The 21,517-nt window shown below is 53.6% G+C and carries 18 protein-coding genes; 6 read left to right on the top strand and 12 right to left on the bottom strand.

Annotation, left to right across the window (positions count from 1 at the left end; translation table 11 throughout):
• Positions 1-109 precede the first annotated feature (109 nt).
• The 4 genes from IR195_RS18315 to mapR all read right to left on the bottom strand — a co-directional run bounded on the left by IR195_RS18315 (position 110) and on the right by mapR (position 4,333).
• Complete coding sequence (locus IR195_RS18315; protein WP_089040505.1) at positions 110-232, bottom strand: DUF2474 family protein; 123 nt, start codon at positions 230-232, stop codon at positions 110-112.
• A gap of 54 nt (positions 233-286) precedes the next feature.
• The gene (gene cydB, locus IR195_RS18310) at positions 287-1,294 is read right to left on the bottom strand and encodes a cytochrome d ubiquinol oxidase subunit II (RefSeq protein ID WP_125752269.1); all 1,008 of its coding nucleotides are present in this window, start codon (positions 1,292-1,294) and stop codon (positions 287-289) included.
• Between the two features lie 17 nt (positions 1,295-1,311).
• Positions 1,312-2,721 (bottom strand): cytochrome ubiquinol oxidase subunit I, encoded by a 1,410-nt coding sequence (locus tag IR195_RS18305; protein WP_206048261.1) that lies wholly within the window; start codon positions 2,719-2,721, stop codon positions 1,312-1,314.
• A 202-nt stretch (positions 2,722-2,923) separates the two neighbouring features.
• Positions 2,924-4,333: a GntR family transcriptional regulator MpaR gene (gene mapR / locus IR195_RS18300; protein WP_038486353.1), complete on the bottom strand. Its 1,410-nt coding sequence runs from the start codon at positions 4,331-4,333 to the stop codon at positions 2,924-2,926.
• A gap of 308 nt (positions 4,334-4,641) precedes the next feature.
• Between mapR and ccoG the strand changes: the two genes are divergently transcribed.
• Positions 4,642-6,105, top strand: coding sequence for a cytochrome c oxidase accessory protein CcoG (gene ccoG / locus IR195_RS18295; RefSeq protein ID WP_206048260.1), 1,464 nt, complete (start codon positions 4,642-4,644; stop codon positions 6,103-6,105).
• A 203-nt stretch (positions 6,106-6,308) separates the two neighbouring features.
• Here ccoG and IR195_RS18290 read toward each other — a convergent pair whose 3' ends face one another.
• Complete coding sequence (locus IR195_RS18290; protein ID WP_206048259.1) at positions 6,309-7,232, bottom strand: carbon-nitrogen hydrolase family protein; 924 nt, start codon at positions 7,230-7,232, stop codon at positions 6,309-6,311.
• Between the two features lie 81 nt (positions 7,233-7,313).
• Between IR195_RS18290 and IR195_RS18285 the strand changes: the two genes are divergently transcribed.
• On the top strand, positions 7,314-8,237 hold the full coding sequence (locus IR195_RS18285; RefSeq protein ID WP_206048258.1) for a LysR family transcriptional regulator: 924 nt from the start codon (positions 7,314-7,316) through the stop codon (positions 8,235-8,237).
• A 305-nt stretch (positions 8,238-8,542) separates the two neighbouring features.
• Here the strand turns inward: IR195_RS18285 and IR195_RS18280 are convergent, their stop codons facing one another.
• The 3 genes from IR195_RS18280 to IR195_RS18270 all read right to left on the bottom strand — a co-directional run bounded on the left by IR195_RS18280 (position 8,543) and on the right by IR195_RS18270 (position 10,920).
• On the bottom strand, positions 8,543-9,337 hold the full coding sequence (locus IR195_RS18280) for an IclR family transcriptional regulator domain-containing protein (RefSeq protein WP_125752219.1): 795 nt from the start codon (positions 9,335-9,337) through the stop codon (positions 8,543-8,545).
• A gap of 269 nt (positions 9,338-9,606) precedes the next feature.
• Positions 9,607-9,783 (bottom strand): hypothetical protein, encoded by a 177-nt coding sequence (locus IR195_RS18275; protein ID WP_164517114.1) that lies wholly within the window; start codon positions 9,781-9,783, stop codon positions 9,607-9,609.
• Positions 9,784-10,158: 375 nt separating this feature from the next.
• Positions 10,159-10,920, bottom strand: a complete 762-nt coding sequence (locus IR195_RS18270) for a M48 family metalloprotease (RefSeq protein WP_125752216.1) — start codon at positions 10,918-10,920, stop codon at positions 10,159-10,161.
• A 258-nt stretch (positions 10,921-11,178) separates the two neighbouring features.
• Between IR195_RS18270 and IR195_RS18265 the strand changes: the two genes are divergently transcribed.
• A complete protein-coding gene (locus IR195_RS18265) occupies positions 11,179-12,453 on the top strand; it encodes an O-acetylhomoserine aminocarboxypropyltransferase/cysteine synthase family protein (RefSeq protein ID WP_206048257.1) in 1,275 nt (424 codons plus the stop codon).
• 362 nt (positions 12,454-12,815) lie between these two features.
• Complete coding sequence (locus IR195_RS18260; RefSeq protein ID WP_206048256.1) at positions 12,816-13,463, top strand: hypothetical protein; 648 nt, start codon at positions 12,816-12,818, stop codon at positions 13,461-13,463.
• A 140-nt stretch (positions 13,464-13,603) separates the two neighbouring features.
• On the opposite strand, the gene speB is transcribed toward IR195_RS18260, so the two are convergent.
• Positions 13,604-14,524 carry an agmatinase gene (speB, locus tag IR195_RS18255; protein ID WP_422823810.1) on the bottom strand — a complete coding sequence of 307 codons (921 nt, stop codon included), beginning with the start codon at positions 14,522-14,524 and terminating at the stop codon, positions 13,604-13,606.
• Between the two features lie 140 nt (positions 14,525-14,664).
• Between speB and IR195_RS18250 the strand changes: the two genes are divergently transcribed.
• Together IR195_RS18250 and IR195_RS18245 are read left to right on the top strand one after the other, a co-directional pair.
• Positions 14,665-15,603, top strand: a complete 939-nt coding sequence (locus IR195_RS18250; RefSeq protein ID WP_206048255.1) for a LysR family transcriptional regulator — start codon at positions 14,665-14,667, stop codon at positions 15,601-15,603.
• 125 nt (positions 15,604-15,728) lie between these two features.
• Entirely contained in the window at positions 15,729-16,400 is a 672-nt protein-coding gene (locus IR195_RS18245) for a response regulator (protein WP_125752205.1), read from the top strand.
• On the opposite strand, the gene IR195_RS18240 is transcribed toward IR195_RS18245, so the two are convergent.
• The 3 genes from IR195_RS18240 to ercA are packed head-to-tail and all read right to left on the bottom strand — an operon-like array spanning position 16,390 to position 21,462.
• Positions 16,390-18,612, bottom strand: coding sequence for an insulinase family protein (locus IR195_RS18240; RefSeq protein ID WP_206048254.1), 2,223 nt, complete (start codon positions 18,610-18,612; stop codon positions 16,390-16,392). The two genes, IR195_RS18245 and IR195_RS18240, sit on opposite strands and share 11 nt — an antisense overlap.
• Entirely contained in the window at positions 18,605-20,302 is a 1,698-nt protein-coding gene (locus tag IR195_RS18235) for a PAS domain-containing hybrid sensor histidine kinase/response regulator (protein WP_206048253.1), read from the bottom strand. Before IR195_RS18235 ends, IR195_RS18240 begins: the two co-directional genes overlap by 8 nt.
• The gene (ercA, locus tag IR195_RS18230) at positions 20,299-21,462 is read right to left on the bottom strand and encodes an alcohol dehydrogenase-like regulatory protein ErcA (protein WP_146944463.1); all 1,164 of its coding nucleotides are present in this window, start codon (positions 21,460-21,462) and stop codon (positions 20,299-20,301) included. Before ercA ends, IR195_RS18235 begins: the two co-directional genes overlap by 4 nt.
• Positions 21,463-21,517: the final 55 nt, after the last annotated feature.

Here is a 21,517-nt window from a genome sequence, read left to right as displayed (position 1 = left end):
GTCGGATTTTGTACAGCGGTGAATATTGTTCAGTGGCAGGCACGTTGCCATAGAGCATTCATAACCTATGACCCCATGCCTAATACGTTGACCAGACAAAGTCAGTCGTTTAGCTGGTTAAGCCCACTAGCCCCATCATGAGCTTAATTCCCAGTGAAAGCAGTAACAGAACACCAACACTCGACAACCAAAGGGTCATTAACCAGCCTAAACGCTTAGCGAGTGATTTCATTGCATTGCTCCTGTACGTTCCTTAATACCAGTACGTTGATCAACATCAGCTTGTTCAATGGTAGGCATCACCTGGCTTCACTTTGCCGCGGAAGACGTAGTAGCTCCATGCGGTGTACATCAAAATAATTGGTAAAATAAACAGTGTTCCCACTAAGGCAAAGCCTTGGCTTTGGGGCGGAGCGGCAACCTGCCAGATAGATGCATTCGGCGGAATAATGGTTGGCCACAAGCTAATGCCCAAACCGCTATAGCCTAGAAAAACCAGCCCCAGTACCAAAATAAAGGGAAGCGCGTTGCGCTGATAAGTAATGGCACGCCACAGCCACCAGCCGGTGATAGCTACTAATAGCGGCACCGGTAAGAACCACAGTAGGTTGGGTAACGAAAACCAGCGTGACGCAATGTTTGGATAGGCCAGCGGTGTCCATACGCTTATCAGGGCGATCATTATGAGTAGCCCGATGATTAACGGTTTGGTGATCTGGTACATCCGTTGTTGCAAGAGCCCTTCAGTTTTCATAATCAGCCAAGTGCTGCCAAGCAGAGCATAAGCAAACAGCAAGCCGATACCGCAAAATAGCGAGAATGGCGTTAGCCAATCCAGCGCACCTCCGCTGTAGTGAGCGCCGTCGAAAGCGATACCTTGAATATAAGCACCCAATGCAATGCCCTGGGCTGCCGTTGCCAGCAGCGAGCCGCCAATGAAAGCTTTATCCCATACATGCCGTCGCTCGGGGGAGGCCTTGAAGCGAAACTCAAAGGCGACGCCGCGAAAAATCAGCCCTAGCAGCATCACGATCAGCGGAATAGCCAGCGCTTCCAACACGACTGCGTAGGCGAGGGGGAACGCAGCAAACAACCCTGCTCCACCTAGCACCAACCACGTTTCGTTACCGTCCCACACCGGCGCAACAGTGTTCATCATAATGTCTCGGTCTTGCTCGTTATGAACATGCAGAAAGAGCAAGCCAATGCCCAAGTCAAACCCATCCATGACCACATACATCATCAACCCAAACAGAATGATAATGGCCCAGGCAAGTGATAGATCAATTCCCATAGTGCACCCCGTTCTAATTAGTGAGTTGTGCTCAGCGTTTCATTGGCCGCCGAGAGAGGACGAGCAGGCGTGCGATGATGGCCTGGGCCGCCTAGCGCAGGTGTGGAGGGCTCGCTTGGGCCTTTGTTTACCAAGTGCATCATGTACACAACGCCGGTGCCAAAAACCGCCAGATACACCACCACAAAAATAGTTAAGCTAATGCTGAGGTGAACAGCACTGTGCGCTGACGCTGCATCGGTGGTTCTTAATAACCCGTAAACTACCCAGGGTTGTCGGCCTACTTCTGTGGTAAACCAGCCCGCTAGCAGCGCCACCAGACCTGCTGGCCCCATGCATAGGGTGCAGATAAGAAATTTATGGGAGCCATAAAGTTGACCTTTGAGGCGCAGGATGTTGCCCACGATGGCAAGCAAAATCATTAACACCCCCAGCCCCACCATCAAGCGAAAGCTCCAAAACACGATGGTCGAATTGGGTCTGTCTTGTGGGGCGAACTCTTTAAGGGCGGGCACCTGCTCGGTCAAACTATGTTTTAACAGCAGGCTTCCCAGCACGGGGATCTCCAGTTTGAAACGGGTTTCTTCGCGCGCCATATCGGGCCAGCCGAATAGAATGAGTGGGGTGGGCTCGCCGCTGCTGTTATCCCAATGCCCTTCGATAGCGGCGATTTTGGCAGGCTGATGTTTAAGCGTATTGAGGCCATGAAAGTCTCCTACCACAGCCTGCAGCGGAGCGGTGATTGCCAGCATAATGAGTGCCATGGAAAGCATCGTCCGTACCTCGGCAGACTGCTTACCCCGTAGCAGCAACCAAGCGCCAGAGGCGGCGACGAATAAGGCTGTACTCAAAAAGGCGGCTAGTGCCATATGGGCAAGTCGATAGGGGAACGAGGGGTTAAAGACAATCTTTATCCAGTCAACTGGAATCACCGCGCCATTAACAATTTCGTGCCCTTGGGGAGTCTGCATCCAGCTGTTGGAGGAGAGAATCCAAAACATCGATACGATGGTGCCGAGTGCAACCATACAGGTAGCGAAAAAGTGTAAGCCTCGGCCGACACGTTCCCAGCCAAATAGCATTACCCCTAAAAACCCGGCTTCAAGGAAGAAGGCGGTAAGCACTTCATAGGTGAGCAAGGGCCCTGTGACGCTGCCTGCAAAGGCGGAAAAGCCGCTCCAGTGGGTCCCAAACTGGTACGCCATCACAATGCCGGATACCACCCCCATCGCAAAATTAACGGCGAATATTTTTGACCAGAAATGGTAAAGAAGGCGATAGGTATCCCGTTGGGTTTTAAGCCAGAGACCCTCTAATACCGCTAAGTAGCTGGCTAGCCCGATGGTGATGGCGGGAAAGATAATATGAAAGGAAATCGTAAAGGCAAACTGAATTCTGGCCAGGTCAACGGCCTCAATTCCGAACATGGTGCTTCCTCCGGTGACAGCCACCCTCTTTAACTCAAGTGGGCCGGTATAGCCGCTGTGTGGCTTCATCGGAGTAGTCTATTGTCTGCTGTATTTCATAACAGACTCAGATTTTTATTAAAAAACCATATCAGTTGAGAGGTGTTGGGAGGTAAGCAACATAACAGCAACGAGGTGGCGAAGGGCTGCTAGAACCGCGTTGTTAAAACAGAGTTAATAACTGCCCCAGGGTTTCCATGCCCCGCTCGCTGCGTGCTGTCCACGGGTGGCCATAGCTTAAGCGTACACAGTGTCGGAACTGCTGGGTTGCAGAAAAAATGGGGCCTGGTGCTAAGCTAACACCGTGGTCGAGCGCCATGTTGAATAAGCGTAGTGAGTCAACTTTTTCAGGAAACTCTACCCATAAAAAGTAGCCGCCATCAGGGCGGGTAATGCGCGTTTGGGTGGGAAAGTAGCGGTCTGCAGACGCCAGCATACTACCTTGTTGGGCTTCTAGAGCGTGGCGGAGCTTACGTAAGTGACGGTCATAGCCGCCGTGCTGTAAATAGTCGGCAATGGCTGCCTGCGCGGGAATGGAAGGCGAAATAGTCGTCATTAATTTCAGTCTTGAAATAGCTTCGGCGTAGCGCCCCCCGGCTACCCAGCCAACGCGATAGCCAGGCGCCAAACACTTCGAGAAAGAGCTGCAGTGAATCACTAACCCCTCATCATCAAACGCCTTCACTGGGGCAGGTGGCGTGCTGCCAAAGTAAAGCTCGGCATACACGTCATCCTCTAGCATAGGGACTTGGTGCTGCTTTAATAGTTGGTAAAGGGTCTGCTTGCGTTCATTGCTTAGGCTGGCGCCGAGCGGGTTTTGCAGATGACTCATAAACCAGCAGGCTTTAATAGGTAGCGACGCCAATCGCTCTGCTAACACATCAAGGTCGATACCCTCGCGCGGATGCACTGGAATCTCCACTGCACGCAGTTTTAGCCGCTCCAATACTTGCAGGCTGGCATAAAACGCCGGGGACTCAACGGCCACCAAATCGCCAGGTTGGGTCACGCACTGCAGGGCTAAGTTGAGCGCTTCCATCGCACCATTGGTAATCACCAGCTCTTCCATTGGAAGCTGAATGCCCCCCAGCATGTAGCGCAGGGCGATTTGTCGGCACAGGTCGACATGCCCTGTGGTCATGTCGGCGACGACCTGCTGAGGAGAAAGCTCGCGCAGGCCACGTGTCATGCTGGTGCTCAGCCGCGAAAGTGGAAAAAGTTCAGGGCTTGGGAAGGCCGACCCAAAAGGCACCGTTCGATCATCTTGTAGTGAATCGAGCACCGAGAACACTAGCTCACTGACTTCTACTTCCGCGGGGTCGGTGGGCTGCAGCGTCACACGTGGCTCGCCCAGCAAGCGCCGAGCATGTTCACGCACAAAATAGCCTGAACGTGCTCGTGCGGTGATGAGACCGCGGTTTTCGAGTAAGTAGTACGCCTGAAACACTGTGGATGGGCTGATCCCATGGTGACGACTGGCCTGGCGAACCGACGGAATTCGCTCCCCAGGGCCAAGCACGCCCTGACGAATCAACGTGGCGATCTCATCGGCAAATTGTTCGTAACGTTTCATGGGATAAACCGTCGGTGCGTTGAGGATAGCCCCAGGATACTCCATCACAGTTTTAAGTGGCACAAGTGAAACTCTCTGCTTTAGGGAAATGCCACTGTGATGTATGTGGGAAATTTAAAACAGGATCAAATCGATTAATAAAAAGCATATCAGAAAGTGAATTAATGAACTGTTTCGACGCAACTGATATGCAATATTTCTCTAAAACTGCGCCTGTTTGCTAGTCAGTATAGTGGGGATAGTAGTGGTTAATAATCGGCGACGCCCCTCGACCGTATGACCTCCACCCCTCTTTTCTGGATATCGGTATGACGCAACGCATTCCACTGCAAAATTTAACCACTGAGGCAGCGGTTGAATACCACTCGCCTTCTGCCAATGATTCCCGTCATCAGCCTGCTAGTAACAAGCCACCCAGTAATAAGCCATCCAAGCTTGGGCATATTTATGTGCGAGAAATTGGCGGTTTCTTTCAACGCATCCGGCGTTACTCAAACTGGTTGTTAATGGCGCTGTATTTTGGCTTGCCATGGATTAATTGGGGGGACCGGCCGCTGGTATGGTTTGATCTTGCTGCCCAAGAGTTTCATATTTTTGCGGCGACGTTTTATCCACAAGACTTTATCTTGCTCACCTGGATCTTGGTGCTGTGCGCATTTGGCCTATTTTTAATTACGGTGGCGGCGGGGCGCGTGTGGTGTGGCTATAGCTGCCCGCAAAGCGTTTGGACTTTGCTGTTTATCTGGTTTGAGCATCGCTTGGAAGGACCTCGGCACCGTCGTATACGTCGTGATAACGCATCCCGCACTTTTGACACGCTGTGGCGCAAAACCGCTAAACATGCGGCTTGGCTGCTAATCGCGCTGGCAACGGGGATCGCCTTTGTCGGTTACTTCACGCCGATTAGAGCGTTAGTGGTGGACTTTGTCAGCTTGAATGCGCACCCCTGGGCGCTATTTTGGATCGGCTTCTTCACGGTTTTTACGTACCTGAATGCGGGTTGGCTACGCCACCAAGTATGCCTCCATATGTGTCCTTACTCGCGTTTTCAGTCGGCAATGTTCGATGCTAATACACTGATTGTTTCTTATGATGCTGCGCGTGGTGAGCCTCGCCGTAACCATCATCAAAAAGCTGCTAAGGCATCCAGTGTTGGTGACTGCATCGATTGTGAGCTGTGTGTTCAGGTATGCCCAACAGGTATCGATATTCGTGATGGACTGCAGTACGAGTGCATTGGCTGTGCCGCGTGTATTGATGCTTGTGACAGCGTCATGGCCCGGCTTAATAAACCGCTTGGCCTCGTACGCTATACCACGGAGCGCGCGCTGGAGGGGAAGGGCACCCGTTTCTGGCGCCCTCAACTGATCGCCTATGCTGTGGCGTTGCTTTCTATGGTGGCGCTACTCGTTGGCTTCTTGAATACCCGTGTGCCCATTGATGTTGATATTGCGCGAGATCGCCAAGCGTTGTTTGAAGGCACCGAAAGTGGACGCATCGTCAACTACTACAACGTAACGCTGCGCAATCAAGATACCGATCCTCACCGCTATGTGTTAACGGCATCCGGCTTGCCAGGGCTGCGCTTACAAGGCATGGAAACCATTGACGTAGAGGCTAACGAGACTCGTCACTTACGGGTTGCTCTCAGCGCCGATGAGGGTGTTTTGACTCAACCCAGCCACCCCATCGAGCTGCGCTTTACATCGCTGGAAGAACCCTCGGTAACGCGTGTGAGTGAAACGCGTTTCCTGGGGCCGTCGAGCAAATAGTAATTAAAATGCATAGAGTTCTGAGTGACTACTTACTCAGAACTCTATAAAACTTACTCTGCGAACTATTTGTTAAGTATTACTAGGCAGTCAGTGCTGAGCGTCACTACGCATATGTCCTGGCGGTGCGTTTAATGGCTAATGCTACCTGGGATAGATGCAGTTCATCTTACCCACGTAACGTCTGCCAGTGGCACAGACCGTTAGCAATTAAAGACGACCCCCTGCTTTGGCCGCTCATCGACGGTTAGCTCGAATACATCAGGGCGGGAGTAATGCCCAACAACATCAAAGTCATAGCGTGCCTGAACGAGTTGGGCGGTATCTACCTGCGCTGTTAGCAAGCCTGACTGTTCGCGCATCGGTCCTGCAAGCACGTCTCCTAACGGGCCAACGATCAGGCTGCCGCCGCGAATCAGCGGGCGATTGCTGTCCCAATCTGCTACTTCAATGCCAAGCTCGGCGGGAGAGGGTTGGATCTGACAGGCGCTAACGACGAAACAGCGCCCTTCGTGGGCGATATGGCGCATGGATGCTTGCCAGACATCGCGTTCATCCACTGTGGGGGCGCACCATATTTCAACCCCCTTGGCGTACATAGCGGTGCGCAGCAACGGCATATGGTTTTCCCAGCAGATAGCGGCACCTGCAGTCCCTGCTTGGGTATTCACAGTGGTTAGGGTGGAGCCATCGCCTTGAGCCCAAATCAATCGTTCTGTGCCTGTTGGCATCAGCTTGCGATGCTTGCCGATTAGCCCCTGTTCAGGGTCGAAGAATAGCGCTGAGCAGTAGAGCGAGCTGCCATCACGCTCAATAACGCCTACCACGAGGGTTGCCCCGGTACGCGCCGAGAGATCAGCAAGAGCTTCTGTTTCAGGGCCAGGAACATCAATTGCGTTAGCAAAGTAAGCAGCGAAAGCGTCACGGCCCTCGGGCAGCCGGTAGCCAAGTCGAGTGCCGAAAATCTCCCCTTTGGGATAGCCACCGAGTACGGCTTCGGGCAACACCACTAAGGTGGCACCCGCTTCAATAATGGCAGACTCATAGGAGAGGATGAGATCGAGTGTAGCGGCTTTGCCTGAGGGGAGTGAGCCGATTTGGAGAGCGGCAACGGTCGTTTGCGTCATGCTGGGTACCTTTGGAAAAAACGCGTCAAAAGTTGATAACAAAAAATGCTATAAGCTATAGCGATATTAATGAAGATAGGCTTGTTTCTGTTTGTTATGAATAAAGTTGATATCGCAAAAACGGACCTGAACTTACTCAAGGTATTTGAAGCACTCTATGAAGAGGGCGGTGCGAGTCGCGCAGCAACGCGGCTAGGGTTGACCCAATCGGCGGTGAGTGCGGCATTAAAGCGCTTGAGAGACGTTTATGGTGATCCGTTGTTTCTGCGCACCGGGCGCGGGCTGGCGCCGACCCTGCTTGCTCAACAGTTGAAGCCCGTTGTTTCAGAGGCGCTGCAAAAAATCCGCCAAAGCCTTGCCATGGTGTCGCCATCAGGACGCAGTTTTGAGGGTCGGTCTGTGACAGTTGGTCTTTCCGATGACTTTGAAATCGCTATTGGATCACGTCTGATTGAGCGTGCGGCGCACGCAATGCCCGGCTTACGCCTGGTTTTCCGGCAAGCTCACAGCCAAGTGGTCGCTGATGCCCTGGCAGGACGAAACTTGGACTTGGCGATTAGCTCAGGAGGATTGGCAAGAAGCGGCTTGAGCCGATGTCTACTCGGTGAGGCGAGTTACGCCTGTGTGGTGGATCCTGAACACTGGACGACAGCAGTGCTAGATATCGAAGGCTTCGTTTCCGCTGAGCATATCCTGGTGTCATCGGGTGGTTTTGTGGGTATCGTCGACGAAGCATTATCGGAGCGAGAGCTGTCGCGCCGTGTCGTTGCTGCCACAACACATTTTGCTGCCTTGCCCTACTTACTGAAAGGGGCGTCGGCGATTGCCACCATACCGGCACACGCGGCCGTTTCAATTGCTGCCATGACAGGACTGAAGGTGCTGCCCTGTCCGCTGCCGTTGGGCCATTTTTCGGTTGAGCTAGGGTGGAGAACGGCTGATGGGAATGATGTGCTACTAAGGACAATACGCCCATTGGTAGAGGAGTGTTTTCATTCTCTTTAGTCAATGTGGCGAGATGGCGGGGAAGGCAGGTTAGCTGTGTCAGCTTCCAAGGTAGCGTTGGCGTCACTCATGCGTGGATATTGGTGGTGCAGGAGAGGTGTCGGCTAAGTAGTGGGTGACTACTTGATCGAGTCACAATTGAGAGCGTGTGTAGCGACGTTTAGCATATTGATGTCGCTGACCCCGGTTGGGCTCTTCTGCAACCATCTTGATGTCAACAGGCAATAGGCAAGCCCTCCCAGACATCCAGAGGCGAGGACTTGCCGTTTGACCATAGCCTGAACCATCTTAAGCATTCATTTTGGTTACACACTCACCGATTGGCGAATGAGCTGAGCTTTTTCCATCAATAACGGCCGGTAAGTTTCGAGCAACGTAGGCATATCCACGCGGGCGGCATTGGTACTGATATTCATCGCGCCGACCAGTTTCCCATGGGTATCAAACACGGGGACAGCAATCGAACGCAGGCCGGAATCCAACTCCTGATCGGTAATCGCATATCCCTGTTCCCGCGCTTGCTGAATCGCCGCTTTTAGTGATGCGCAATCGGTAATAGTTTTGTCGGTATAGCGCGTTAAGGTGAGCTGGCTCAGGTAGTTATCCAGCTCGCTATCCGGCAACTGGGCAAGGAGCACTCGACCCATGGATGTGTATGCCGCTGGTAGGCGGGTGCCGACGGAAAGCGTGATTGCCATTAAGCGGTGCGGAGCAGCTGAGCGGGCCAGATAGATAACGTCGTCACCATCGAGCACTCCAAGCGATGAAGACTCACCACACTGGCGGGTAATATCTTCCAGGTACTGCTGAATGACGCCTCGGTAATTATTAGACGCTAAATAGGAGTAGCCCAGCTGCAGTACTTTGGGGGTTAGCTCGAAGTAGCGTTGCTGTTTGCGTACATAGCCAAGGGCGTGGAGCGTCAGTAAAAATCGCCGTGCTTTCGCGCGGTTCATGCCTGTGCGCTCGGCGACTTCGCTGAGCGTCATCCGCGTGTGCGTCTCATCAAACGCCATCACGACTTCCAGCCCGCTGGCCAGCGCGGCCACAAAATCACGATCCGTCGGTTTTAAAGCATCTTCTGGTAGGGCATTACTCATGAGTGTCTCGGCTGCGTCGATGTGGATACGAAGCGAGAAAATAACATTTTGTTCGAATGGCGAACAACAAGAGACGTTTCTTTGTGGGGAATTGGAGTTAACTTACGGGGGCTTCTTAAAGACCTAAAAGCAAGTCTCAAGAGATTGATAGCGAGTAGTTGCATCTATGCAGAGGGCATCAGTACTCATACACCGCTCTTTCCATCGATGAAAAAGGTGGACCAAAAGGCCCACCCATTAGCAAATTCCTGATTTGGGAAGGTTGCTGATTACTTCGAATTTCTAATCGGTAACTCAGCAGCACTGAACGTGTTCTCGCCGGCTTGGTGTTGCGCTGATGAATCAGGGTAGGAGATCTTATTGGCTTCATCGGAGCCGCGCTCGGCAAGTGCTGCACCAGAGAATAAAATTAGAGCGGCGGCGGCTACTGTATTGATTAACTTCATAACTTTTAACCTCACGTTAAATAAAAAGTCGCTACATTTGCGATGATTGTTCATCGCTATATCGACGACGAGATATATTGTAAGCAGGCTAACATAATTATAAAATTGATTAAAAATACTTGAACCTTTCTATTATTTAGAATGATTTTTGAGGGGCTAGGATTGGTCACTAACGCAAAAACGAGGTGCAACGGGCGAAACGTCACGTGGTTCCCGTGAGGTCAAACGACTGCTTTGTGTTAGGTAGCGGGTGGTAGGGGCCAATGGTCGCGAACAGGGCAATGCGTTTGCCAAGCAAGGCCGAGAGGCGCTTACTTGGCAAGGCAATAAAGTAGTGAACGGTGAAGTAATACGTGGTGAAGCAGTACGCTGCGCTTAGTTTAGCGTAGCTTCAAGGCGCTCGGCTCGTTCACCCGGGGCGGGGTGGCTGGAGAAAAAGCTGCTGTTGTTGCCGTATGCTGCTTCCAATTTGCGTAGCGCAGTTAGGGAGGCTTCAGCGTTCAGGTTGTACTGCTGCATCAGCTCAACAGCGTAGTCATCAGCTTCATTTTCCTGACGCTGGGAAAACTGGGCATTCACCAACTTTTCGCCTAGCTCACCAAGTTGAGAGCTTGATAGTGCTGCCGCAGTCTTACTTCCGCTAGCAGCGGCGGCTTCACGGGCAGCCGATGCTGCGTAAGCAACTTGGAAAGCACGCTTAGAGTGTCCCAATGCTACGTGGCCAATCTCATGGGCGATAACGTAACGTACTTCGTCGTCTGTCATTGCGTCCATTAGGCCGGTATGCAGCCGGATAGAGCCGTTGGGTACCGCAAAAGCGTTGATGTCATCCAACTGATAGACATTGTACTCAAGGTCGTTTCCGTCGATGTTTTCCCAACCCTGGGTCAGGCTTGCCAGCCGCTCAGCATATTGGCTGTCACTAGCGACAAGCTGGTTTTCGGCATCAAGCTGGGCAATTGTCTGATCGCCTAGTTGTTGCATCTGCTCGTCGCTCATCGTGGCAGCGCCTGCTAAGCCGGTGCCCGCAGAGATCATGCCGCCTATATCCGCGCCTGATTGACAGCCGCTGAGGGTGAGTACCGCAGCGAAACCTAAGGTGTAGGATGTTTTACGTACTAGGGGCGTTGTTTGCATCGCCAGTTCCTTTGTCGATAGGTATGAATAAGTGGTGGACGTCGTAAATCTAACATAACGCTTATTTGTGCCAGGCTAATTATACTGTATATCAATCGGTGGCTCTATACTCCTAGCAACGTATGGAGATAGATATGGGGATAGATAAGTGCGATATCTGGCATATCAGGCTGATTACCTCGACTAAACGACGTTGGCCTTCAGCGTGGCGCTTGTTTAGGATCAAGGGGATCCTTCATCAATCAGCGAGCTGTTGTTATGAAACCTGAAACTATTGCCCTCCACCATGGCTATGCGCCTGATTCACAAAACGCAGTTGCTGTGCCGATCCACCAGACCACGTCGTTTTCATTTGATAGCGCCCAGCACGCGGCGGATCTATTCGATCTAAAAGTGGAAGGGAATATTTACTCGCGCATTATGAACCCAACCTGTGCGGTGCTGGAGCAACGGGTGGCCGCGCTAGAAGGTGGCATTGCAGGGTTGGCAGTGGCGTCTGGTATGGCGGCGATTACCTATGCGATCCAAACCATCGCTGAAGCAGGCGATAATATCGTCTCGATTAGTGAGCTGTATGGCGGCACTTACAACTTGTTTGCCCACACTTTGCCACGCCAAGGCATCCAAGTGCGATTTGCCGATAAAGATGATATCGACGGCATCGAAGCGCTAATTGATGAACGTACAAAAGCGGTGTTTTGCGAGAGTATCGGTAACCCATCCGGTAGTGTAGTAGATCTGCAAAAGCTAGCTGACGTGGCACATCGCCATGGGGTGCCGGTGATTGTTGATAACACCACCGCCACGCCGTTTTTATGTCGTCCCATCGAGCACGGAGCGGATATTGTCGTTCACTCGGCCACTAAATATATCGGTGGCCACGGCACCACGGTGGGCGGTGTGATTGTCGATTCAGGCACATTCCCCTGGGCGGAAAATGCCAGCCGTTTCCCGCTTCTTAACGAGCCAGACATCTCCTATCACGGCGTTAGCTATACCCGCGATGTGGGCGACGCCGCCTTTATTGCCCGTGCCCGCGTGGTGCCGTTGCGCAATATGGGGGCGGCGCTTTCTGCCCAGGCGGCCTGGAACCTGCTTCAGGGGCTGGAAACGCTGTCACTGCGTATTGAGCGTATTTGTGCCAATGCGTTAGCCGTTGCTAAGCATTTGGAAAACCATCCGCTGGTGAAATGGGTGCACTACGCGGGCTTGGAAAACCACCCTGACCATACGTTGGCCAAGCATTATATGAACGGCCATGCCTCGGGAATTCTTAGCTTTGGTATTGAGGGGGGGCAGGCTGCCGGTGAGCGTTTCTACGATGCCCTGGCGCTGATTCTGCGTTTGGTTAATATCGGTGATGCTAAAAGCTGCTCTTCCATTCCTGCCTCCACCACACACCGCCAGTTAAACGAGCAGGAGTTAAAAGCCGCTGGTGTTACGCCGGATATGGTGCGCTTGTCGATTGGCATTGAGCATATCGACGACCTGTTAGCAGATATTGATCAAGCGCTAGCGGCTTCTCAAGGGTAACGCGCCTCGAATTCGGGTGCCGTCCGCGTTTTCTAACGCTAGGTGATAGGTAGTTAACTACTTGGTTGCCTAGCGTTATTACGTTGTGTCACGCAACTCTTAATCGCTACTTTCTTTGCGCGCCCCTTCGGTTAAGTGTATGACGTTAGAGGCTTTGATCCGGTTCAAACAAAAGGGTAAGGAGCTGTTGTTAGGCACACCTCAACGTTAGATATCACTTTAAATTTGACGATATTGCTAATGCTATCAAAACTAAAGCTAGCACCATGAAGCTAATTCCATAAGTAATGGCAGCGATGCAGGCGCTTTCCCATAGAATGGGATCACAATAACTAACAAAACCTATCAAAGAGGGAACGGTCATGGAGTTGAATCACAGCGTATCGACACATCGTCTCAAGGCTGTTGCACTGGCTAGCGTCCTAATGCTTCCAGCCGCACAAAGCGCACTAGCGGATGAGGTGGTTGAACAGATCGAACTAGGTCTTGAACTCTATCAAGAGCAAGAGTTCGGCGCGGCAATTACCGAGCTGGAATTTGCCATTGAAGACATGCGCAAGATGATGTCAGGCCTAATTGCCCAAACCTTCCCTGATGCCCCCGAAGGTTGGACGGCACATGAAGCAACCTCCGGTAGCGCAGGAGGGGGAGCCGCCATCATGTTTGGCGCTGGTGGTACATCGCTTGAGCGCTCCTATCAACAAGATGGTGGCGATGGTCAACTGACCGCTAGCATGATGATTGATAGCCCGCTGATACAAAGCATGGGAGCTCTGTTTAACAATCCGGCAATGATCGCTGCGCAGCCTAATATGGAGCGGGTTCGTTTGGGGCGTGAAGCAGCAGTGGTGAAGTGGGAACCTGAGTACTCCCGAGCAGAAGTAACGTTATTACTCGATGGTCGGATTATGATGCAGGTGAAGGGGGAAAACCTGGAGTCCCAGGATGTCGCCGTCGACCTAATGCGTGACTGGGATCTTGCTGCTGTGCGTGAGCAAAGCGCGCGTTAACATCGCCTCACACATGTTGCTCCTAGTGACCAACAGTAACCGTCTACTGCTCAACGATTTCTCATCCTTGTTCCGCCTCAACGCTATAAGCGAGGAGGCGGTAACGTGGCAGCGCGGAGCGAGACTTATATGCTTAACCTTTAAGCACGCTTAGACGCGGCCAGCGTATATAAAAATTCTAGCCCCAGCGTGGCTGCGGCGAGTGACGTGATATCGCCATGGTCGTAAGCAGGGTTTACTTCAACAACATCCATACCTATTAACTGCATGCCGACCATGCCACGGATCACTTTTAGCATCAGGTCGGTAGACATGCCGCCACATACCGGTGTCCCGGTGCCTGGCGCGTAGGCAGGGTCTAAGCCATCAATGTCCAGGCTGATATAAGCCGGATGATGGCCAACACGGGCACGGATGCGTTCCAGTACGGCGGCAGGGCCGTGATCATTTACCCAGTCTGCATCCAGCACTTCATAAGGGTGGTTGTGGCGGTCATAGCTGGTGCGAATACCAATTTGCAGCGAGTGCTCCGGCACTACCAAGCCCTCTTTTAAGGCATGGTGGAAAATAGTGCCATGGTCAAAGCGCGTACCTTGCTCGTAGGTGTCGGTGTGGGCATCAAAATGGATTAGTGCCAGTGGGCCATGCACCCGAGCATGAGCGCGTAGCAGGGGCAGGCTGATATAGTGGTCGCCGCCCAGTGTCAGCATTTTTTTATCGGCTTTTAGCCACCGCAATGCGTGGGTCTCAAGGTTATCGACCAAGCTTTCCGGCTCACCGTAGGCGTAGTCCAGGTTGCCCGCGTCGCATACCCGCAGCCGCTCTTCCAGGGCGAAGTCCCAAGGCCAGCGTTTGCCTTCCCAGATCAGATTAGCAGTGCTTTGGCGAATAGCGTTTGGGCCCATGCGGGTGCCAGATCGTCCTGAGCATGCTAGATCAAAGGGCACACCACTCACCACGACCTCAGCATCGGTCGTTTTAGGATCGCTGGCCTTCGGCACGCCCATAAAGGTAGAAATAACATCACCAAACAGGCTTGGCATGATCTGAGATGGGGTCACCGAGCGGGTACTCCTATGGTGTGCAGTAGCAATAAAACCGGGGGATAGGGCTTGAAGTAGCGCGACGATAAGGAATTTTTAGCGATGAATGAAATGAATGTTTAGAATGAAATCATTCACTGGGTAAATAGTGAGGCGCTATGCGTTCGCTTCGTCATTTTGATTTGAATCTTCTGCTGGTATTTGAAGCGCTAATGCGTGAGCGCCATGTGACACGAGCAGCGGAAAAGCTGCATTTAAGCCAGCCCGCGCTGAGTCATGCGTTAAAACGGCTGCGGGACGCATTGGACGACCCATTATTAATACGTACCAATAATGGTCTGCAGCCAACGCCTCGTGCGCTGGCGCTGTTGCCAGTCGTGCAGCAGGCACTGGCCATGTTGCAGGAAGGCCTCGCCCCACCGATCAACTTCTTACCCGCCACCAGCGAGCGGCATTTCACTCTGGCCACCACGGATTATTTTGAAGAGGTGATGTATCCGGCGTTTGTTAGCCAATTGTTGGCTTACGCGCCGGATATCAGCTTTTCCATTGAGCTGATCACCCCCAACGTACTGAGTGAAGGGCTGGAACAGCGCCAAGTAGATATGGTGGTCGGGTTGGATAGCCAAAGTGTGCTGCCCAGTGGTGTCATTCAGCATCTGTGGATGGATGAGGAGTTGGTTTGTTTGGCAGCAACTGACAATGACCGCGTAGGTGATGCACTGACTATTCAGCAGTTTGCCTGTGAGTCTCATGTGGCACTGTCTGATATCAGTGGGTTAAGACCCAGTAACATCGATAATTGTTTAGTGCAGCACGGCTTAAACCGCCGGGTGATTTCAAAGAATCTAAACTATATTGCGGCAGCGCGGGTCGTGGCGCTCACTGATGCGATCATGACGTTGCCACGCCAAATGGCTGAGCGATTTATCACCATGCTGCCGGTGCGGATCGTCGCGCCACCTAAAGAGTTACCTGCACTTAATATGACGCTGATTCAGCATGGACTGTATGCTAACGACCCAGCACTCATTTGGTTGACGCAATCGCTGATCGAATTCGCTAGCACCTTTAAACAGAGCGCCGCTGAACAGTAGCCGAACTCCGCATGCTGATAGGGAGTTGCTTCACTAAAGGCGGATGACTTGATCGAGATGACTTAGTAGAGTGTTATAAAAGACACAGTAAGCAGGATTTAGCTAAACCACAGGCAACCATAATAATGACAGCAACATATAAACTCCTGATTGCCGACGATCATCCCCTGGTACGCGATGCCATGGCGCGAGTGATCCGTGAAGCTTACGCAGATGCTGAGGTTATCGAAGTAGAAGACTTTGATGCGGCCCTCGCCCATGCCCAGCAAGATCCTGATCTTGACTTGATATTGCTAGATTTAAATATGCCCGGCATGAACGGGTTAACAGGGCTTTTGCAGTTGCGTAATGAGCAGCCTACGATTCCAGTGGTGATCGTGTCTGCGGAAGAGGATAAGCAGGTTATTCTGCAGGCTGTCTCTTGTGGGGCGGCGGGGTTTATCACCAAATCGCTACCTCGTGACCAGATGCGCCACGCGATTGCCCAGGTGTTAGAAGGCAATATCTTCCTACCGGCTGATGCCATGCGTGCACCGGACAGCATCCGTAAGCGTCGCCATCAGGATCAAGGATTTACCGCGGAACAACTGCGCCTGCTGACTCGCAAGCAGCTACAAGTGTTGGAGCATATGACGCGCGGTGAATCTAACAAGATGATTGCCTATCACCTTAATATTGCGGAAACCACGGTGAAAGCTCACGTGTCAGCGATCTTACGTAAGCTGGGGGTGACCAGCCGAGTACAGGCGATTTTATCCGCCAACGATATCGATTTTTCCCAGTTCCTCAATCGTTGACAAAATAATGGCCAGCGCTATCCAGACAGTGGGTTTGCCAGTGGCCCAGGGTGCTTATCTGGGAGAGTAAATTGGTAAGGGCCTGTGAATCGATGCGTTGTTGTCCGAGGCGATGCAGTGGCTGATGGGTGCCTGCCAAGAGACTTTGCCACTGAAGAATCAGCGCCGCGAGTGGCGTTTCAGGCGCTGTTAGCACTGGCAGTTGCGCCTGCAGAACGCTATCAGACTCTTGCCAGAGGGCGTCGGTGATCGACCGTAGCTTTTCCGCTATCTGTTTTTCCTCTCTCAGCTTCTTCCCTGCCGAGCCCGCGTTTTTACTGACTTGCCCTGCATGACTAGCTTGCACGACATAGCCAAGTGAACAAGGCGCGCCGTCACCCCTGCGAACCGCCGCTACATACCCCAAATGATGGTCATAACGTGCCTGCTGAAAAAATGCTGCGCTGTGGTGCTGCTCCGCAAGTGCCAATAGTAATCGCTGGCTGGTAGTGCCCGGCAGGCTCAGTGTCCGCATGATAGCGGTACTGGTCGCTGGGCTAGCAGGAGGAGGCTGCTCAGCGCGTATTGCGACTCGGCGCGCCAGATTTGCTAGCGCGTGGCAAACGGCATCGGCGCCTGTGTTATGGGAAACCCATACTACAGGCTCGGTAGGCAGTGGTGTTAAGCGCTGTATCAACTGCTGTGCCAGCAGCCCTTGTTGAGCCTTAGAGGCAGCTAACACGGCGTCTTCCAATAGCGTCACCATAGCGTGGTTGGCTTGACTACCCATCGCTATCACCCAACTGCCGTGGGGCGAGTTCTCTTGCTTGAAGACAATCGCCTGAAGCGCCAGCCGCTGAGCGGTGAGCGGGCTGGGTACAATCACTGCGCCGGGCACAAAGCAGGCCGCCCAGGCGGTGGTGGCAAGTGCCGCGAAATCATCACTAACACCGTACTGACCGTACCAGCGCTGCACGGCGGGGTAAGCCGCTGGTTGTCTATCAAAAGCATCAAAAGCGGGTGATGAGGGCGATGGAGACGCGTTACCGAATAGCCAGCGGGCATTGTTAGCGGCAAACGGGCTTGCGCCTGGCTGATGCTCAGGGGGCTGCGCAGTAAAGCGACGAGCTAGCGCTTGGTGGCGGGCGTGTGCAAACCAAGCCGGGGCTAACTGCACCGTATCAGCGGGTGGCTGCCAGTAGTTGCCATGATTGTTAGGTGTTGTTCCGGACAGGGTTGCGAAGAAGGCTGCTAAACGCTCACTAAGGTCAGCCGCAAGGGCTTTCACCTGCTCCTGTGTCGCAGTGCCGCTTAACATTAAGCTAAAGGCGTCTGTCGCTCCACTCGGGGACAGCGCTGCGTGGTAGTCGGTAATCGAGTCAGGTAACTGCCCCACTAGGAAGCCTTGATTTAACCGATCAGCAGTGTCGCCAAGGGTGGTAAGTTGATGACGAGCGACGGCCGAGGGCAGTGGCCACAGTAGCTCAACGGCGTTGCCCAACATGGCTACCTTCGCGTGGGGCAGGCGGTTCCAACGGGGCGTAATGGCAAGCGAAGGAGCGCTGGGTGTTGGTGGGCTAAACTGCGTTGCCATGCGTTTAATCAGCCGAGCCATTGTTTCCGTGTCCCAAGGGCTAATCAGGGCGATGCTCATGCGGCCGCTGTGGTAGTAGTCTCGATGAAACGCGGTGAGCGCCTCAAATAATAGCGCCATGTCGCTGCCTAGGGTTTGCGCGTTACCGTGACGGCAGCCAGCACCGATATGTTGAGGGGCGCTGAGCGTGGCGATGGCCAACAGCCGTTGCATCGCCGGACTGTGTTGGCGAGCCTGCCACTCGGCGTCGATGGCGGCGACTTCGGCACCAATGACGGATGGCGAGAATGCCGGCTTGGCGAGTTGGCTGGCAACCGTGAGCGCCGCTACTTCGAGTTTGTTTGCGGGTATCGAGAAATGTACATCGGTGACGTAGTCATCGGTATGGGCGTTCAGGCTGCCATGGTGTTGGGCAAACCAAGTAAGCAGGCTGATGTTAGAAGATGCTTCCAGCGGGGCGGTAGTGAGCACGTGCTCGAGCAAATGAGCCAGCCCTGGCAGAGTGCGCGACTCATCCAGATAGCCCGCCGCAATGGCGATGCTAACGTGAGCGCGGGTTAAGTGGGGCGCCTGGGCCAGCACTCCCTGTGCTCCGTTAGGCAGGGAAATAAAGGTTGGCTGGAAACGAAGCTTAGCCATTGAGCAGGCTGCGCAGCAGCGCGCGTAGTTTGCCGGGACGAACGGGTTTGTTTAACTGCGGCACGCCAGCATGGCGTAGTCGCCTTTGCCAGTGGTCAGAGCGGTCGGCGCTGAGAATAGCGGCTGGCAGGTGCGGGTCGTGCCAGTGCTGGCGAAGTTGGCGAATAGCTTCCAGGCCGGTCATATTGTCATCTAAGTGCAGGTCGACCAGCAGCATATCCGGTGCTTCCTGACAGGCTTTAGCGGTATCGACATCCAGGGCAGTATCGCAACTGATCTGCCATTCACTTAACAGCAGCGCCATGCCTTGCAAAATCGTTGGTTCATTATCCAGGATCAGCACGCGAAGCCCTTCAAACTCATCGCCAGCGGAAAGCGGCGCGCTGGGAGCGGGGGCTTGGCTAAAGGAAATAGCGCTGGCACGCGGCACCGTAACAGCAAAGCAGGAGCCTTTGCCGGGGGCAGAATGCACAGAGAGCGGATGTTCAAGGCGCTGGCTAATCCGTTCGACAATGGCAAGCCCCAGGCCAACGCCCTGGCGGTCCCGTGCACGGGTAGCGTTAAGTTGGTGAAACTCGCGAAAAATAAGCTGATAGTCACTTTCGGGAATACCAATACCGCTATCGACAACCTGCACGGCCAGGCTGTCGCCGTTATGGCGGCGGACACCTAGGCAGATGCCACCGCGGTGGGTATAGCGGCAGGCGTTAGCAAGAAAGTTGCGCACAATGCGGCTGAGTAGATAAGGGTCGCTGGTTACCGCTTGATGAGAAGGCACGTAGCGCAGCGTTAGCCCCTTACGTTGCGCCACCGGGGAAAATTCATCCGCCAGACTGCTGAGGATATCGTCGATTTTAAAGTGGCGTAGTTGTGGCTGCACTTGGCCGTGATCCAGCCGTGAAATATCCAGCAGATCGGAAAGAATCGCTTCGGCGCCTTCCAATGAGTTTTGCACACTCTCAATCAAAGACAGGTTCTCGCTGTCGGTCAGCCGTTCCTGTAGCGAGGCCACCAATAAGCGTGCAGCGTTCATGGGTTGAAGCAGGTCATGGCTAGCGGCGGCTAGGTAGCGGTCTTTACTTTGGTTAGCAAACTCTGCGGCATCGCGAGCGCTTCTAAGCTCCTCGTTGAGCCGTTCAAGCGCTTGGGTGCGGTCAACGACCCGGGCTTCCAAATGGGCGTTGAGGGTTTCTAAATGCTGGCGCGCGCGCTCGCGCTCGGTAATATCCGCCACAAAGCCTTCGATCAGGTCTTCGTCTCCGGCAAGCTCGGCGGGCTTACGTATTAGGGTAATTGCCACGGGTACCTGATGCCCTGATGCGCCCTGTAGCCAGGTGGTTTGGCCGGTTACGTGGCCTTGCGCAAGTAGCAGGTCGCGTAGTTGTTGCCCAGTAGATGCGTTAACAAACAGCGCGTCAAAGCGCGCGCAGCGCTCAAGTGTATGCTCCACGCTACTATCATCAAGCATGGCGGATAGCGCCGGGTTAGCGGCGCGCAGTTTGCCGGATAGCGATGCCTGAAAAATACCGTGTAGCGCGTTTTCGAACAGCCATTTATAGCGGTTGCGCTCCACCTCAAGCTCTTCTAAGCGTACGGAAAGCTCGCGATAGTAGCTTTTACGCGCCGACTGCTGGCCAAGCCCAAGCAGGTCACTGACCGAAAAGCCCGAGGGATCGCTGGCTTTTTTCATAGTGCCTCTTCGTAAACCACCGCCACGTCTCTGGAGCTGGAACGCCGTGGATTGGTCAGGATGCAGGGATCACCCAGCGCATGGTTGGTGAGAAAAGGCACGTCGCTACGCGAGACGCCCATCACGCCAAGGGTTCCGCCTAGGCCAACGGCATGTTTTAAGTCGACTAAGTACTGAAACAGGGCTTTTTTGATCTGCTGCTGCGACAACCCCCGACAGTCGATACCCACGGCCTCGGCCACCCGCTTAAAGCGGTCAGGGGCGGCTTCGTAGTTATAAGCCACCACATGCTCTAGCAGCATGGCATTGCATAAGCCGTGGGGTAAATCCAGGAAGCCACCTAAACTATGGGACATCGCGTGTACCGCGCCCAAAATGGCGTTTGAAAACGCCAGCCCTGCTTGCATACTGCCCAGCATTACCTGGGCACGCAGCTCGCCGTCGGCCGGGTTCGCCACCAGTGCTTCAAGATGGCTACTGATTAAGCGCATGGCTTCTAAGGCATGGGCATCGGTAAGCGGGCCGCTACCGGTTGAAACAAACGCTTCGATAGCATGCACCAGCGCATCGACCCCGGTACACGCGGTGAGGTAGGGCGACATGGTCATGGTGACTTCTGGGTCGATCAGCGACACATCCGGCACCACGGCTTTGCTGATAATTGAGAATTTCATGCGTCGCTGTTGGTCGGAAATAATCGCAAACTGGGAAATATCCGCCGACGTGCCCGCAGTTGAGGGAATGAAAATTAGCGGCGGAATGGGCACGCTAATCGTATCCACACCTTCAAAATCAAGAATGTGGCCACCGTGGGCGGTGACTATGCCAATCCCTTTGGCGCAGTCCATGGGGCTGCCGCCGCCCACTGCCACAATTGCTTTGCAGCCGGTTTCACGGTAGACCTCGGCACCGGCCATAATCTCATCGACCCGCGGGTTAGGTGATACCGCGGTAAAGCGCTCAACGGCAATATTGGCTTCCAACAGCTTGGCTTCAATATCGGCGACCCAGCCTGCCAACAGCACGCCGGGGTCGGAGACCAAGAGTACCTTTTCTGCCCCGAATGTCGTGGCGTAGTTGCCCGCCGCGTGGCGCGCCCCGTCGCCAAAAATAATTTCAGGAGCGACAAACTTACGAAGTTGTGTGAGCGGCGAAGTCATGGGGCGGTCTCGTTTATCGTTGTTAACCATTATCTTAAGCACCTTCAGGGATTGT

This window comes from Vreelandella venusta (assembly GCF_015689495.1).
Lineage (GTDB): Bacteria > Pseudomonadota > Gammaproteobacteria > Pseudomonadales > Halomonadaceae > Vreelandella > Vreelandella venusta.
This window is presented reverse-complemented; position numbering and strand designations above follow the sequence as displayed.

Excerpts from the sequence above, each read along its gene's own strand:
- IR195_RS18260 (WP_206048256.1), top strand. The coding sequence starts at position 12,816 with ATGGAGTTGAATCACAGCGTATCGACACATCGTCTCAAGGCTGTTGCA.
- IR195_RS18270 (WP_125752216.1), bottom strand. The coding sequence starts at position 10,920 with ATGCAAACAACGCCCCTAGTACGTAAAACATCCTACACCTTAGGTTTC.
- IR195_RS18265 (WP_206048257.1), top strand. The coding sequence starts at position 11,179 with ATGAAACCTGAAACTATTGCCCTCCACCATGGCTATGCGCCTGATTCA.
- mapR (WP_038486353.1), bottom strand. The coding sequence starts at position 4,333 with ATGAAACGTTACGAACAATTTGCCGATGAGATCGCCACGTTGATTCGT.
- IR195_RS18245 (WP_125752205.1), top strand. The coding sequence starts at position 15,729 with ATGACAGCAACATATAAACTCCTGATTGCCGACGATCATCCCCTGGTA.
- IR195_RS18305 (WP_206048261.1), bottom strand. The coding sequence starts at position 2,721 with ATGTTCGGAATTGAGGCCGTTGACCTGGCCAGAATTCAGTTTGCCTTT.
- ercA (WP_146944463.1), bottom strand. The coding sequence starts at position 21,462 with ATGACTTCGCCGCTCACACAACTTCGTAAGTTTGTCGCTCCTGAAATT.
- cydB (WP_125752269.1), bottom strand. The coding sequence starts at position 1,294 with ATGGGAATTGATCTATCACTTGCCTGGGCCATTATCATTCTGTTTGGG.
- IR195_RS18275 (WP_164517114.1), bottom strand. The coding sequence starts at position 9,783 with ATGAAGTTAATCAATACAGTAGCCGCCGCCGCTCTAATTTTATTCTCT.
- IR195_RS18235 (WP_206048253.1), bottom strand. The coding sequence starts at position 20,302 with ATGAAAAAAGCCAGCGATCCCTCGGGCTTTTCGGTCAGTGACCTGCTT.
- IR195_RS18290 (WP_206048259.1), bottom strand. The coding sequence starts at position 7,232 with ATGACGCAAACGACCGTTGCCGCTCTCCAAATCGGCTCACTCCCCTCA.
- IR195_RS18250 (WP_206048255.1), top strand. The coding sequence starts at position 14,665 with ATGCGTTCGCTTCGTCATTTTGATTTGAATCTTCTGCTGGTATTTGAA.
- ccoG (WP_206048260.1), top strand. The coding sequence starts at position 4,642 with ATGACGCAACGCATTCCACTGCAAAATTTAACCACTGAGGCAGCGGTT.
- IR195_RS18315 (WP_089040505.1), bottom strand. The coding sequence starts at position 232 with ATGAAATCACTCGCTAAGCGTTTAGGCTGGTTAATGACCCTTTGGTTG.
- IR195_RS18240 (WP_206048254.1), bottom strand. The coding sequence starts at position 18,612 with ATGGCTAAGCTTCGTTTCCAGCCAACCTTTATTTCCCTGCCTAACGGA.
- IR195_RS18280 (WP_125752219.1), bottom strand. The coding sequence starts at position 9,337 with ATGAGTAATGCCCTACCAGAAGATGCTTTAAAACCGACGGATCGTGAT.